This window comes from Anaerolineales bacterium (assembly GCA_037382465.1).
Taxonomy (GTDB): Bacteria; Chloroflexota; Anaerolineae; order Anaerolineales; family E44-bin32; genus WVZH01.
Window position 1 is genome coordinate 4,648 of record JARRPX010000063.1, and the last position, 15,534, is coordinate 20,181.

General features: G+C 53.4%; 8 protein-coding genes and 2 pseudogenes. 3 read left to right on the forward strand and 7 right to left on the reverse strand.

The genetic code is table 11. The features are described 5' to 3' along the window. The 5 genes from P8Z34_13860 to P8Z34_13880 form a co-directional block, all read right to left on the reverse strand. On the reverse strand, positions 1-671 hold a 671-nt coding region (locus P8Z34_13860; GenBank protein MEJ2551759.1), incomplete at its 3' end, for a glycosyltransferase family 2 protein. Between the two features lie 37 nt (positions 672-708). Next, positions 709-2,874, reverse strand: a complete 2,166-nt coding sequence (locus tag P8Z34_13865) for a hypothetical protein (GenBank protein MEJ2551760.1) — start codon at positions 2,872-2,874, stop codon at positions 709-711. Positions 2,875-2,927: 53 nt separating this feature from the next. Further along, positions 2,928-4,175 (reverse strand): glycosyltransferase family 87 protein, encoded by a 1,248-nt coding sequence (locus tag P8Z34_13870; GenBank protein ID MEJ2551761.1) that lies wholly within the window; start codon positions 4,173-4,175, stop codon positions 2,928-2,930. Positions 4,176-4,252: 77 nt separating this feature from the next. Continuing rightward, positions 4,253-5,725, reverse strand: coding sequence for a hypothetical protein (locus tag P8Z34_13875; protein MEJ2551762.1), 1,473 nt, complete (start codon positions 5,723-5,725; stop codon positions 4,253-4,255). A 9-nt stretch (positions 5,726-5,734) separates the two neighbouring features. Then, entirely contained in the window at positions 5,735-7,375 is a 1,641-nt protein-coding gene (locus P8Z34_13880; GenBank protein ID MEJ2551763.1) for a hypothetical protein, read from the reverse strand. Between the two features lie 27 nt (positions 7,376-7,402). Between P8Z34_13880 and P8Z34_13885 the strand changes: the two genes are divergently transcribed. Next, entirely contained in the window at positions 7,403-8,926 is a 1,524-nt protein-coding gene (locus P8Z34_13885) for a hypothetical protein (protein MEJ2551764.1), read from the forward strand. Then, positions 8,923-10,242 (forward strand): glycosyltransferase family 39 protein, encoded by a 1,320-nt coding sequence (locus tag P8Z34_13890; GenBank protein ID MEJ2551765.1) that lies wholly within the window; start codon positions 8,923-8,925, stop codon positions 10,240-10,242. Before P8Z34_13885 ends, P8Z34_13890 begins: the two co-directional genes overlap by 4 nt. A gap of 8 nt (positions 10,243-10,250) precedes the next feature. Here P8Z34_13890 and P8Z34_13895 read toward each other — a convergent pair. Together P8Z34_13895 and P8Z34_13900 are read right to left on the reverse strand one after the other, a co-directional pair. Further along, positions 10,251-11,153: pseudogene (locus tag P8Z34_13895) on the reverse strand (sigma-70 family RNA polymerase sigma factor). A 63-nt stretch (positions 11,154-11,216) separates the two neighbouring features. After that, positions 11,217-11,465 (reverse strand): annotated as a pseudogene (locus tag P8Z34_13900) (RNA polymerase sigma factor region1.1 domain-containing protein). Between the two features lie 876 nt (positions 11,466-12,341). Between P8Z34_13900 and P8Z34_13905 the strand changes: the two are divergent. Then, the gene (locus P8Z34_13905; GenBank protein ID MEJ2551766.1) at positions 12,342-14,684 is read left to right on the forward strand and encodes a sodium-translocating pyrophosphatase; all 2,343 of its coding nucleotides are present in this window, start codon (positions 12,342-12,344) and stop codon (positions 14,682-14,684) included. Positions 14,685-15,534 lie beyond the last annotated feature (850 nt).

The following is a 15,534-nucleotide window of genomic DNA, read 5'->3' on the forward strand; positions in this document are numbered from 1 at the left end:
GACTTTCCCACGCGTTGGAAGTATGAAATTGGGATGTACTCAACGATGTATCCGTTGGTCAACATGGCCAACGTGATCGTCGTGGTAAACGAAAAACCGCCGGGCAGCATGTTGAAAAATGGAAGAGAGGCATCCTTCCGAAAAACACGAAGACCCGAGTTCAGATCCGGGATCGGAATGCCCGCCACGAGTTCCGCCAATTTCCGAATGAACCACTTTGCCGGCCGGCGCAGAAGTGGAATGGACACGTTTTCTCCCACCCTCGCGCCTACTACCATGTCACAATCGCTGTGGGTCAACCGCTCTACGATTTCAGGAATTTGATCGACGGGATACGTTCCGTCCGCATCCGTAATCAAGAGGTTCTCGAATTTAGCGTGCCGGATCCCGGTCTTCAGCGCCGAGCCATAGCCCCGGTTGCGAGAATGACGAAGCACTTTCGTATTCGAAATTCCTTCCGCGACGGCGAACGTATCATCATCAGAGCCGTCATCGACCACGATCACTTCGTAATCCCAGCGCCGCTTCTGAAGAACTTGATGTATGCGTTCCAGAACGGGCCCGATGCCTCCTTGTTCGTTGAAAGCAGGAACGATGACGGATACGGCGGATGAGATCGCATCGTCCTTCTCACGGGTGGAGGAATTCGTAGGATTTCCCATTTCAGACATACGTCACCTTTTCGTAAAATGGGCGCATAGACACCGCTCATTCCCAAGTGGTTGGTGATATTTCGTACAGCGTGTACGCATCATGATATTCATGAACCAGCCGAAGCTGCTCTTCTCGAAATCGTTCCAGTTCTTCCCAGTCTTCCGGTTCCAGCAGATTATTTGTTTCCCTCACCAATCCAACGCCGAAGTCGTAGATAAGCACGTGTGAATACCCTTGCGATCGTAAGAAGGAGGCGATCTCGTTTGCATCTCCAATGGTGCGCATCAAATACCACCAACGATCCAAAATCACATCCGGCGAACAGGGAATCATGCAGTAATAAGAGCGAGGTTCCCAGAACATCGCCACGCTCGATCCCCGAGAAAGTGAATTAATGTCATGCATTACGGGTCCAAACCAACCAAGCTGTTCCGTCAGGTAATCTTCTTTTGTTTGAAACCCGGACAACACTCGAATGGGGCTGGCTTTTGCAAAAAATAAGACTTCGGTAACTGCGACCAGGAGTAAAACAAAGATGACAAGACGCTCCATCAGCCATCCGATTTCGATCGATCGAAAACGGAGCCGCCGAATAGCGTCAAACCCGAAACATGCCAATACAGCAAGTGCAGGAAAAATCACGTAATAATGGCGCGTTCTCGTGAGCGCTGAGGCAAATTGTGAACCCGATGCCCAGACGAACCAGGCACATAAAGCCACAACTACCAATCTCACGATGCACTTCTTGTTTTCCTGGCTGAAAGATCGCCAGCCCAAAATCACTCCCGGAATGAGTGCCAGGAACAATGGAGAAATGCTCGTGTTGAATTTGGGACCTCCCTCGATACCCATAATCGCACCTTCGAATGGAAGCAGAAATGGGTCGAAAACCGTTCGAGCATACGTCTCGCCTTGATAGAACGACAATCGTAAATCATCCATGTCTTTTCCATCAAAGAAAAACGGATAGACCGGATTCCCCGTCAATGCATAGTTTTTTGTCAGCCACGGCGCGACAACGATCAGGGAAGCAGAGACGAACAGCAATACGGGGATCACGAGAGATCGCCACGATCTCGACCATGCCGGAATCTCTGTCGATCGATTCCTCGCCTTTGTCCTGTCGGAATCTGGTTCCAGAACAGTATGCGTTGGTAGCGATTGGTTCCACACGACGAATAGATAGACCACTCCGATGGGAAGGATCATCCCTGCCGTGTATTTCGTACTGAATGCCAGCCCTGCGAAAATCCCCGCCAGAGCAGCCCAGCCCCATCTCCTCGTCTGATAATAATGTTCCAGAACGACGATCGTTGCCAACCCGAAGAAAAGTACCCATACATCGACGTATGCCCAACTTAATCCCCGGGAGAGACTTGCACCCGAGAGTAAAATGGCAGGAGCGATCCAACGAAATTCCCTGCCTGCTTTTCGCGCAGCAAAACCTCCCATTCCAAGCACTGCGATCACCCCGACAGCCCACCCCAACGTCGCAGCAGTTGAGCCGGACCGCAAAGCAATCGACCAGGTAAACATCATTTCAGCCAACTGCGGGAAACCACTGAAGAGATTGTCGCTGAGATGGACGATCTTCCCAATCTCCAAATACCGTTGCGGCAGCGCCAGGTGATAAGCGAGACTGTCCCATTTCAAAGGCGGCGCAAGTGCCTGCAGCGCCGCGATCGCGATGAGAAACAGGACCAGCAAACGCGATGCCTTCTCCACAGCACTACTTGGCGGATCGCTCCGGAACGCCTTCAACCATCCGACGAGCCACTCTGAGATGGGTTTTATAAGGAGCAGCACACCGAGTCCCAACGCGGCCCAGGCCTGCCACACCCCAATGAAGCCGAACAAACCGGCGAGTAGAACGGCGATACTTAATAAACCCATGCCGACGCCCACCTGCAGCGCGGCATTTTCTGCCGGCGAGAAAGGAAGTCGTTCGCCGAAGATCAAACGCCCCAACCCGCCCGACAATGCTACAAGCGTACATGCGAGCAGTAAATCTAAAACGGCCATGATTGGCGCAGGAGTTTGGCCACTTGGCCAGATCTTGTGAACCCAGAAATAGGCCGCGAGAACCCCCTCCATCCAGAGCAGCATCAAAAATATGGGAACCAAGCCGATCGTTCGATTTCGCGCATCACTTTCGAAACGATCCACGGAGGTTCCTTCTTCGTTAATTCGGCTTTTCAACTCACCTGGTTCTCGAGACACTTTTCATTCACTCCCTCGAGGGCAATCCCTAGAAAAAAGGATTGATCGAGAAATTATAGGTCGGGTTCGGTCAAGAAACCCTCGAACGGGAGCTTCTCCGGGCGGATCGCCCACCAGCGGACCCACAGCAATCCAATGAAAGTTAATATCGGTAATGGAAGATACATGACCAGACTTTCGTCGGTTTCGGTTACGGTTGCCAGGAACAAAGCCCACATTCCGATAAACAATACGAGCAGTACGATTACGACGGTATACGTGCCGCTGCGTTTCCAACGCTTTACCCAACTGCCGAAGATGATGCACAGTGCCGGCAGCATTACGACGTAATTCGTCGTTGCGGTCCGAAAGGCGATCAAGTTGGTTATTACGATGGTCAATGCCGCAGTCCATTGAAACCAGTGATCACCTTTCCGCCAAGCCAGGGCCCATTCCAGACCCAGGTAAAGGACGAACACGACAGATAAAACCGATGTGATCCGGTCCGAATACACGGGAAATAAACTTGCGATGATCGCGACGGGTTGTCCGGGCTTCGTATAGGCTGCATAGTCCATGATCTGCCAGATCCAGCGCAGCGGCCAATCGGGCATCAGGGCGAGTGATGCAGCGAACAGCGCGGTCTCCGCGCCTGCTGTCCAAAGGATCAGACTCCAGCGTTTCTGCGAGATGGCCCATAAAATCACGAATGGGATCAGCAGGATAGACATCTGCGGCTTCATCGTCGACAAAGCCAGCAGTACGCCGCCAAGCGAATCGTTTTTGTGGCGGATGGCCAAAAGGGCACCAATCATGAAGGCGGCATTAACGGCCGCAAACTGTCCAAGAAAGATCGTCCGCACACCCGGATACCAAAAAATGGAGAACCCCATGAGCAGCGCCATCATCCCGACACCCGGTTTCCAGTTGGCGATCCGTAGCCCCATAATGAGTAGAATTGGGAGGACGATCACCAGCAGTGTGGTCATGATCGTGCGCGCGATTGGATAGGGAAGCAGACCAAACGGTCCAAAGAACAGCATGGAATACAACGGGTAATAGAAATGTGCCAGGCTCTCCCCTTTTGTCGGATCAGCCGGCCGCCCGTAAAAGGCCAACTGCGCGGCGAGGCTTACCTCTTCGTCATAGGGATTCGCATTTTCCGTTAACCAATAATGAGCTCCCGTCCAGCGCGCGAGGAAATCATTGCCACCCGGATTTTCGATCGCCAGACGGTAGCTGACAAACAACAAGCCTGCCAACACGATCGGTACCAGAATCCATATCAGCTTTCTCTGCCAACCGATCAACAAAGATCGCAAAGCCCACCTCCACAAACCGGGGAGAATATCCCTGTCATCTCCACCCGTAGACCTTCAAGGTATACCCGCCGCATCCGCTAGGGCTCTTTTCCATGCGTGAGCACCACCGCGGCGTCGTCTTCGTATCTGATTTCCCAACCGGAGAGAACCAACACCTTTGCCAGAGGCGATCCCCTTTCCAGCAGCGCAACTTCGATGTTCCAATCTGCAAGGATATCTTGCCAGCCCGGGTCCGCTCGCCAAGCCGTGATGTAGTCTTCCAGAATCTCATCGTTGAACAAATCCGTCCGGCCATCAACAAAACTCAGCCATTCCGGATAGAGCTTCCAGATGACGTACCCGCCCCAATTGTAAGAGTTGAATAGATTTCCGTACAAATCGTCATCGCGTATCGCCTGCACGGCGAGGACGGGATTGTGTTCGGAAATCGCCTCCCGGATCGATTCTTGATTCAACGGCAGCATGATCTTCACGCCGGCAGCGAGAATCATGAATCCCAGAATGACCAGGTTGAGCAGGCGAGCGACTTTCTCGGGAACCTGCCTGCCCTGTTTTCGGCGTTGGATAAACGGTCGAATGGCGGCATAACCGTGCTTGCACAGGAAAGGCGCCGCGACGAGGGCGAAGAGCGCGATGTTACGCGCAGCCACGAGACTCAAATATGTGAATCCGATCACGAGGATCAACGACGCCCAGGTAACTTCCTTTTTGGAAAAAGCGAGACTCGCCAGCAAGAGCAAGATCATCCACAGAAAAGGTTGGGTTTCGAGATGATGGAAATTCGGTGACTGCCATTCTTGAATGAAATCCTGCAGGGCACCGACGGAAACAGTCTTGAAAGGGTACAACAGCATCTGAGCGCCGTTCGGATTGAAAACCACTGCCGCAGCACAGGCAAAACCTGTACCAATCCACACCAAGAAAGAACTGCGATGTTGGAGCCATGCGGTTTTGAATGATGCACCTTTACGGACAACTTCATCGACGGCCTCCATGATCTCACCGAAAAGAAAACTGAAGATAAAGATGAAACCGATGGCAAAGCCGCCGTGCAGATTGGTCCACAACGCCATGAGTACCGGGAGTAGTGAAACCAGGCGGTGGTTACCCTGGCGGACTTTCGATAGGAGTAGGAAAAACCCTCCTGCAAGTGCAAAACTCATGATCTGCGGTCGAGCGGACCAATAGACGGCCGAAACGGAAGCAGCAAGGAGCATCGTGCCTGCACGCATCAATGGGGGTCCCTGCAGCAGCGGCCAGATGAAGGCAAACGCCATCACGACGAACAAAGCCGTCAGCAAGATCAAACCTTGATAGCCCAACCACTCGTAGGTACCGTACAAGATAATTTGCGCGAGCCAGCCCGGGTAGTTCCATGGTTGTCCTTGCCGCGTAAGCGAAAAGGGGTCTTCGCGGATGATCTCGCCGGTCTCGACGATGACCTTCCCTGCAGCCAGATGCCACCAGGTGTCGCTGTCGATGGAAATACGCACAGCCATGGTGAAAATAGCCAGAAAAGTAAAGCAAAGCACCAAACGGCGAAAACTCACCGGAGCACCTCATTCATCGGTAGGCAGCGATCCATCCAGCAACCATGGCGCATTCATGTCTTCAATATGCAACGCAGGTTCGAGATTATAAAATATATGATAATCTCCGATGTGGACTTCGAGCCAATGGATGTCTCTCTCGTAAAATTCGTTGCGAAGAAATTTATCCAGCGGATCGTGGTTGGTCGTGATATATGCGACCCGACCGGCAGCGGCAACCTGTTCGTCGTAGGACTCGTATCGATCGTCCCTGGGTGTGTAGCGAAAGTCAAGATGATACGGCAGTCTGGGTACGTAGATTAAACGTTCCTCGGACAGAAATGCCAGTGGATAAGCCACCCAATAATTGCTGTACCCCCGCGTTTCGTCCTGCCGGGTAAGGAATTCGATCAACGTATCATCGTATCGGTGATCGATCCAGGTTATGGCATTAAATTGCGTCGTGATTCCGGGAGGGTTTCGCAGAGCAGTCTGCAAGTTACCCCAGAGATTGTAGGAAAGAATCCCCAGGATGAGCACCACACACCACTCTTTCCGGATCGCCAATCTCCACTTGACCAGAAACTCGGCGGCGAACAACGACAGCGGCACGGCGAGAGGAATAAAATAGCGCCCGGAAGGATCCGCACCGAAGGGCGTGAGAATGTAACCCAGAATCAGGCATACACTGACGCCCAGCAGTAGCATTTTCCCGACTTGTCTTCCTCCCGTCCTTTTCATTGCCGCAATCGTGGTGGCGCTTACGAACAGCCAGAACCCCAGCGCAAAAGGCAGCAGCGGAAGTGCAAGCCAGCGGGCATCCCAGGGCGGTCGCAGACCGAAGATCACGCTCGTGCCCAGGAGGGTGAAATAACGAATGCGGCTGAGGATAACTCCAAGCGGAGTGCCCGAAGACACCCCAGCTATTGCCGAACCCAACAGTTCATCGAACAGTTGGCCGGGGCCATGCGAGATTGCCCATGTAACCCAGGGCAGCGCGCCGATCACTGCCGAGAGTGATAGCAGCGTCAGACGAAGGATCGTCTCCCGTCGGCGAGGGTGTTTGGACGCCTTCCAGAGAATGTAGATACCGCAGGGCAGGCTATAAATCAGCGTCAATCCGAAAGTCCAGAAGCCCAATCCCGCAAGCGCGCCCCACAACACATAAAGCCGAGACGAATCCGGTGATTCATCGATTTTCAATGTGAGGATGAGGATCAGGTTGCCGATCAACAGCGCCTCTCCATACCCACCCAGTGAGACGGTCGTATACAAGGTGACATTCACTGACGGTATGGCCATGAGTAAACCCGCCGCCCAAGCGGCCCACCGAGAGCGATAAATTTGCCAACCGAGAACCATCGTCGTCACCACGGTGCCGGCGTACAACAGTACCTGCACGATACGGATGGCGAGCACATGCTTCCCGAGGACAACCATGGCGAGCGCGACGAGAGTGGCATCCAGGCTTCCCATATACGCCTGTCCATAAAAGAAGGTTGGCCAATGCCCATCCAGGATGTGCCTGGCCATTAGCCCGACGATCGCTTCGTCGGCGTTGAATGGGAAGGCATCCATTGCCAGCAGAACGACTTTAAAGCCCACTGCAATACCGAGAACGGCCAGACAGACTGCGATGCCCGAAACCCTCGGATTCAAACGCTTTCCCACCTCATCCTGCCTCTGTATAATCCACGCATGAGTCTTCGTCGCTTCCTGACACCACAGACGATCGTTTTCATCCTTTCGTTTGTCGCCCGGATTATTCCAGGGCCGCGCACGATCGACGACGCTTTCATCACCTTTCGCTACGCGCAGAACATGCTTTCCGGTCACGGACTGGTCTACAATCCGGGTGAAGCCGTATTGGGAACGACGACACCAGTTTACGCACTCCTCATGACCGGTTTGGGCCTGCTGGCCGGTGGCCCACACGCCCCATTCCCAGCCATTGCGGTCATCGTCAACGCACTCTCGGACAGTCTGACGTGCTGGCTGCTGGTGAAGCTCGGGGAGACACTGGGCCATCGACGTGCCGGACTGTCAGCAGCGATCGTTTGGGCCATCGCCCCGTGGTCGGTGACGTTCGCCATCGGCGGCATGGAGACGAGCCTTTTCGTACTCCTGATCGTGTCAACATTTTACTTACATTCGACAAACAGGCCAATTTGGGCCGCCTTGACGGCAAGTTTCTGCCTGCTGACCCGCCCTGATGCGCTGCTGTTCATCATACCCCTCGTGATCGAACGTCTCCGACAAATCGCCATACATCGGCATGGCGTTCTAAGATCCCCCCGAGCGACGCTGATCGAAATCTCGGCCTTCTGCCTGCCAGCCGCAAGCTGGGCCGTCATCGGGTTCATGATATACGGGAACCCCATTCCGAACTCGATCCTCGCCAAAGTTGCAGCCTATCGTCTCCCCTCGGATGCCGCGCTTACACGTCTGCTGCAGCATTACGGTACACCATTCCTCGGCCAAGAAATTCTTGGAAACTGGTGGATCGGAGCAGGGTTTCTCATTTTCCTGACTTTATACCTGAGCGGAGCTGTGGGATCGCTCCGAAAGACACCGCGAGCCTGGCCTTTATTCGTGTTCCCCTGGGTCTACTTCATCGTTTTCGCCATCGCAAATCCGCTCATCTTCCGCTGGTACCTGACCCCTCCGCTACCGATTTATTTCCTGGGAATTTTCATCGGGATCGAAAGAATTGGCGAGCATTGGAAACATCCTGTCTTACTCATTATCGCGACAAGTCTCGCATTGACTTCCACGATGTTCGGATGGACGCTGCATCCCGATCACGGGCCAGAAAATCCCGCCCCGAAAATGGCCTACATCGAATTGGAGCTCTTGTATCAGAAGGCGGCACGAAATCTTAAGGAGCGCATCGAACCGGATCAGATTCTCGCGGCGGGCGATATTGGTGCGCTGGGCTATTACACCGGCGCCCACATGCTGGATACGATTGGATTGATAACCCCGCAATCCCTTTCCTTTTACCCCATCCCGTCTTCCGAGTACGTGATCAACTATGCCATTCCGGCAGATTTAATCCTGGAAACCGAACCCGATTACTTCGTCACGTTGGAGGTGTATATACGAAATACACTGCTTGCCGATGAGAGATTCGAGGAGCGCTATCTATTACTCGAGCGGTATCAAACGGACATCTACGGCAGTCGAGGTATGTTGATCTATCAGCGAGTTCCTCTGCAATGAGAAGGCATGCACGAGTGCTCATCGGTCTGTGCTTACTGGTCATCTACGCCATCTGGGTTTCCCTCGGCGTGGATCGAGTGCCGTTTCATCCGGATGAAAGTTCGCTGCTCTATCAGAGCCGGGATTTCGAACTATGGCTGACCGATCCGCTTTCGCTTGCCTGGGATTCCACAAACCCCGATGACTACGACCAGGTATACAGGGCACTGAACGCCCCACTGACGAAGTACGTCCTCGGAATTGGGCGGCGGATCATGGGCTACGGTCCCGAGGCCGTATCGACGGACTGGGATTGGTCGAAGACCTGGCAAGAAAATAAAGCGTCCGGGGCTCTTCCCGAAGACAAGCTGCTTTTCGGAAGCCGATTAAGCATAACGCTGCTGCTGCCGTTCAGTCTACTGCTGATCTATCGCAGTGGCTGTATATTAAAAAACAAACGGATGGGATACATCGCGGCGTTCCTGCTTGCCACGAATGCCCTCATCTTGCTTCACGACCGAAGAGCGATGGCGGAAGGCGTGCTGACGTTTGGCGTGTGTCTGGCGATCCTGGGCATGCTCGAGGCCGATCGCAGACCTTGGCTCGCCGGTTTGGGCGCAGCATTGGCGACGATGGCGAAATATTCGAGCGCTCCGCTGCTGTTGGTCAACTTCCTGGCCTGCGCCTTGATTCCGTCTCAAGAGACTTCGAAATACGCAAAGATCATTAAAAACCTGCTCATCTTTACGCTGGTTGCAGCGATCACAATGTTCATCCTCAGTCCGATCGCATGGACGCATCCGATTCAGGCGCTGTCGCAAATCTGGAACACTCGTCAGGAATTCGTTCGACAGCAGGTGAACACACTCCGGATACTGATGCCCGGCCACATACCGGAGACGCCGCCTGCGAGAGTCGCGGTCATGCTCGGTCATCTGTATCTGACTCCGCTTCAGTTCGAGGAAGTCGGCAATTATCATCCGCAAATCGCTGCAATGAGTGAGGCGTATTTGTCCAACCCCATTCACTCCTTGTTGCGAAATGCTGTCGGCGCCGGATTGGCACTGTTCCTGACAATTCTGGGTATCGCTGCGGGTATCCGCTGCACAAGCACCCTAAAAGATGGCTACGCGAAACGAAATCTCATGCTGCTCCTTGCGGCAACCGCACTTCAAATCCTCGCCCTGCTGGTTGCAAATCCACTACCCTACCAACGCTATTGGATTCCCGTGGTGCCTTTTATCATTGTCTGGATGGCCTACGGCGTTGAAGAGATCGTTTCTATAACAAAAAAACAGGCCGCTCAACCAACCAGCGACCTGCCAGAAAATCAATAGGATTACGGTTACTCGCGCAAGTAATCGACCAATTTGCGACGATGGCCTGGATGGCGCAGCCGGTTCAGCGCTTGGGCTTCAATTTGGCGTACGCGTTCACGGGTTACGCCCATCTTGCGGCCCACTTCTTCCAGCGTGTAGCTCTGACCATCCATGAGGCCATAGCGAAGCTGCAGGATGTGGACTTCTCGCGGGGGAAGATTGGTGAGTACGTCCCGCAAATGCTCCTTTAATAAATTGTGCATCACGGCTTCAGGCGGCGCCGGAGAATCGCTGTCCTCGATGAAATCTCCCAGCTCCGAATCTTCTTCCTCGTCCGTGGGTGTTTCCAACGAAAGTGGTCTTCGTGCCACCTGGATCATGTTCTCGACCTTCTTGGGGGTCACATCCAGTGCTTGTGCGAGTTCCTCCGTCGTCGGATCTCGTCCCAATTCTTGTGTCAGCTGATGCGACACGCGCAGCAACTTATTGATTTGATCCCCCATGTGAACCGGAACGCGAATAGTACGCCCCTGGTCTGCGATCGCCCGCGTGACGGCCTGCCGAATCCACCAGGTGGCGTAGGTGGAGAATTTATGTCCCCGGCGATAATCGAACTTCTTTGCCGCCCGGATCAAGCCGATGTTACCTTCCTGGATCAAGTCCAAAAAGGGAACCCCTCTGCGCATGTATTTCTTGGCGACGCTGATCACCAGCCGGGAATTGGCAGTGATAAGATGCTCCCGCGCGGCCCAACCGTCCTCGATCAGTGTTTGGTATTCTTTTCGCTTCTTCAGGGAGACGGTGGACTCTGCAAGTTTTTCTCTCGCTTTTCGGCCTCTCTCGATACGCTTCGCCAACGATACTTCTTCCTCCGCCGTCAGCAAGGGGACGCGCCCAACTTCCTTCAGGTAGAGACCCACCGTATCGTCAGTATCCACAGCGGAAAGGTAGTTTTCTTCTTCCAGAGCTTCGGTCGACCCGTTCTGATCCGTTGATTCGGCGTCCGGACTTTCAACTCCGTTGTCTTTGCTTTCGTCATCGAGGATTTTCACACCCGCGCTGATGAGCGCCGCGTACGCATCCTCGAGTTGATCGATGTCGCGTTCCACTTCCGGAAAGATCGTGAGGATATCGTCAATCGTCACGTATCCGTGTTCTTTCCCTAGCTCGATGAGTTGGCCAATCCCGGGATGCTCCTCCTCGGAGTATAGAGTCACATCATCGTTGGAATCGAAACGCATTTCGAGGTCAGCCTGGTTGTCGGCCGGCCTCTCGCGTCGATTATTCTGCCCGGTGACTTTATTGTTCTTTGTCATTTCCACTCTCGATATTCATATCGTTCAAAAACAACACGCTCCCAATCTATACGGACGAAAAGTTATGTTCGTTTCTTTTTTTATACCGCGTAATCAAACGGGTGTGGACACAATTCAACCGCTACAATGTTCTTGATCCATACATTTCAAATCGACGACGATGACATCGCTTCGAATGTCGGAAGTCAATCTGCAGGTTGAGTGTGTTTGCCGACGTTGAAATACGATTGATTCGCGGCCAATAGCATCTTAGGATGGTCGAGGCAATGACAATTATTTCTTCACCAACCCGCCGCAACGCAGGATACTTCAAAAGTTCCTTATCGGCTCACACCGCACATCATGATAATGGCTTTAAAATTGATCCGCTTACCCCCTATACGAATTTCTTACCTGCGTTTAAAGCCGGAAATTGGTGATGAATTTCGCACTGCATATCTGTATGGTTAAAATACCACACAAAAGCCATTCTCGATAAGCGTTATGCGATTGATTTACTCCTTCTAAACTCGTGCTTCCAGCCCAACCATGTGAATGATCGGAACGGTACTCTCCGATTTGCGACAGAAAATCCAACCTTCCTATCAGAATCGAACTGCGATTCCAGAGCACACTATACAAAATATCGAGCCCGTGAGTCAATAGGCTATTTCCAACTCCTGTATCAACACGATCATCGGCCAGAAGTTACGCATGTGTTGGGCGTTAGCGATTGCTAAATTTGCTTGACAGCATCCGCAACGACTTTTAGAATGAAAACTCCCGTTCCCCAACATCTATATTTAGGAGGAGTCTAATTCAATGTTCACAATGGAAGGTCTAACGCTGTTCGAACAAATCGCGGTTTGGGGGGTATTGGGGGTGGCGATCCTTGGTCTGCTTTACGCAGTATTTCTGCGCGCCCAGGTACTACGCGAAGATAAAGGGACCGATCGTATGCAGGAGGTTTGGAACGCAATTCGGACGGGAGCCGACGCCTACCTGCGCAGACAATTGAAGTCGATCCTGCCCTTAATTTTCATATTGACGATCGCACTTTTTCTTTCCGTATATATCGTCGAACCTTCTCCGGAAGCCATGGAACGCTTTACCGGCAGGAGTGAGGATGAAATCCGCCTGTTGGTCGGTATCGGCCGCGCATTCGCATTCATGTTGGGCGCCGGCTTCAGCCTTTCCGTCGGCCAAATCGGCATGCGCATGGCGGTTCAAGGTAACGTACGGGTGGCTTCCGCGGCGAGAGGGTCGTTCGGGGACGCACTACGCATCGCCTACCGCTCCGGAACGATCACCGGCATGTTGACGGACGGTTTGGGATTGTTCGGTGGGACGCTGATATTCATCGTCTTTGGGATCGCGGCCCCCGATGCCCTGCTCGGGTTTGGTTTCGGTGGGACGCTCTTGGCCTTGTTCATGCGAGTGGGAGGCGGCATCTACACCAAGGCCGCCGACGTCGGAGCCGATCTGGTAGGAAAAATCGAAGCGGGAATCCCCGAGGATGACCCCCGCAATCCGGCCGTCGTTGCCGACCTGGTCGGCGACAACGTAGGGGACTGCGCCGGAATGGCGGCTGACATTTTCGAATCTTACGAAGTCACGATCGTTTCCGCGCTGATCCTTGCCCTCGCGCTGTGGCACATCACCGGCGATTTGCATTGGATCATCTACCCACTCCTCGTTCGAGGCATCGGCGTACTCTCTTCGATCTTCGGAACCTACGCAGTAAAAAGTTCACCGGGCAAGAGCGGAGACGCCATGAAATCCATCTTCCGTGGTTTCCTCACCTCGGCGGCGATTTCCATCGTCAGTTTCCTCGTGCTGGCATACTTTTACCTGCAGGAAGTTCCAGGCGGCTGGTGGCGACCGTTTGCGGCGACCACGGTCGGCGTTCTCCTGGCCATCGCAATCGACCGTCTAACGGAGTATTTCACCAGCAGCCACAACGCTCCGGTGCAGGAAATCAAGAAAGCCACGGACACCGGAGCCGCGACCACGATCCTCTCCGGCCTCGCCATCGGCTACGAATCGAGCGTCTGGTCCATCCTCGTCATCGCTGTCACGATCTTTTCCTCGATCTTGATTTTCGGCACGATCCCGGGAATCGAGGGGAGCGATCAGGTCACGTACATCCTGTACGGTGTGGCCATGACCGGCATCGGCATGCTGACTCTCACGGGTAACAACGTGGCCATGGACTCGTTCGGGCCGATTTCCGACAACGCCAACGGCATCGGCGAAATGTCGTGGCAGGACATGAGCGACCAGGATACGGCGCAGGCCAAGCAAATCATGGCCGATCTCGACGCCGTAGGCAACACGACCAAAGCCATTACAAAAGGCGTTGCCATCGGCTCGGCCGTCATCGCAGCCGTGGCTCTGTTTGGCTCATATATCGTCGACGTGAGCCGTGCGCAAGCCACGCTTTTGGTTCCCTTGGCTGAACGCATCAGCAAGATCGGGATTCGTGTCGACACGCCCAAGGTCTTCGTCGGCATGCTGATCGGCGGCGCGCTGCCGTGGTTGTTCTCATCGTTCGCCATCAACGCCGTGAGCCGGGCGTCTGCGCTTATCGTGGAAGAAGTACGCCGACAGTTCAAACTCGGCGTGCTCGAGGGAAAGAGTGAACCGGACTACAATCGACCCGTCGGTATCGCCACGTCCGCCGCACAAAAAGAGCTCATCTCCCTGGCATTGCTTGGCGTGGTCACCCCGATCGTGGTCGGGTTGGTTTTGCAGGTCGAGGCCCTTGGCGGTTTCCTTGCAGGCATCATCCTCTCAGGACAACTGCTCGCCGTGTTCATGAACAACGCAGGCGGCGCCTGGGACAATGCCAAGAAGGCGATAGAAGACGAACCATCCGATCCTGCCAACAACACCGGGAAAGGCTCGGAACGGCACACGGCCAGCGTGATCGGCGACACGGTCGGCGATCCGATGAAAGATACCGCCGGTCCCGCTTTGAACCCCATGATCAAGGTCGTAAACCTGGTCTCCGTGATCATTGCGCCGATTGCGGTACAGTACAGGACCCTGAACCTTGGCGTCATCAGCGTCGTAGCCGTGCTCGTGCTGCTGCTGGTTTGGGCAATCTACCAGAGCAAGCGCACTGCACCGAGTATAATCGACAGCTCGGAGGAAACATTGTAGAAACGGCATCACCTGCGTATCGAGAAGAAAAGGCTCGGCCTGTGCCGAGCCTATTTTCTTTGATTTCGGAAAGTTCAACTCATAAAACGAAAAGGATGATTCTTGGAGTTGTCTACTTCGTCTTGCTTGTGGTCCAATCAAGGACATCTTGGGCGATATCATCTTGACCAAGCTCGTGAAGTGTATCCACCAATATATACATTGATTCGCGCATCTGCATTGTGAAGACCCCATCTTCGAGCTGTGGGACGAGATCGAAGGGAAGCGGCAATCTGTGATAAACCCCTATGTAATAATTCTTCGAAAACGGATGGTTTTTCGACCTTGCGGGGGTCGAGATTATGCTGCAGATTATCGAGTAAAAAAAGGAACCCGAGGGTGAACATCAAGTATCTAAGAACAACTTCGAGACCTTGAAAGGGCAGTAGTGATGTGGGAATGGATACAACTTGTTGAATCAGAATCAGCACAAGCGGCACAATAAATTTCGGGATCGAGAAGGTGTCCCGATTTTTACCCGTACGGGCTAACCATTGGAGGAAAAGTATCAGATACGATCCCCGAACCAGATAATCCACTTGTGGAGTCCCACTCCCGAACCATTCGAACACCACAAGTCACAGGAATATAACAACGGAAGAATCTGGTAAACTACCCAGTGTTTAATTCTGCGCACAAATATCTCCGGGATAGATGTTCATCTTGCCGGGCTTAGCGAATGTAGCCAAATACCGAAATCTGTCGGTCAGAAACAACCCATACTTATTCAGGCACGAGTAACGCTTACAAAATCGTGCAAAGTGATACTTGCCCACGATATCAACCTCATTATTTACACGTAATTTCATAG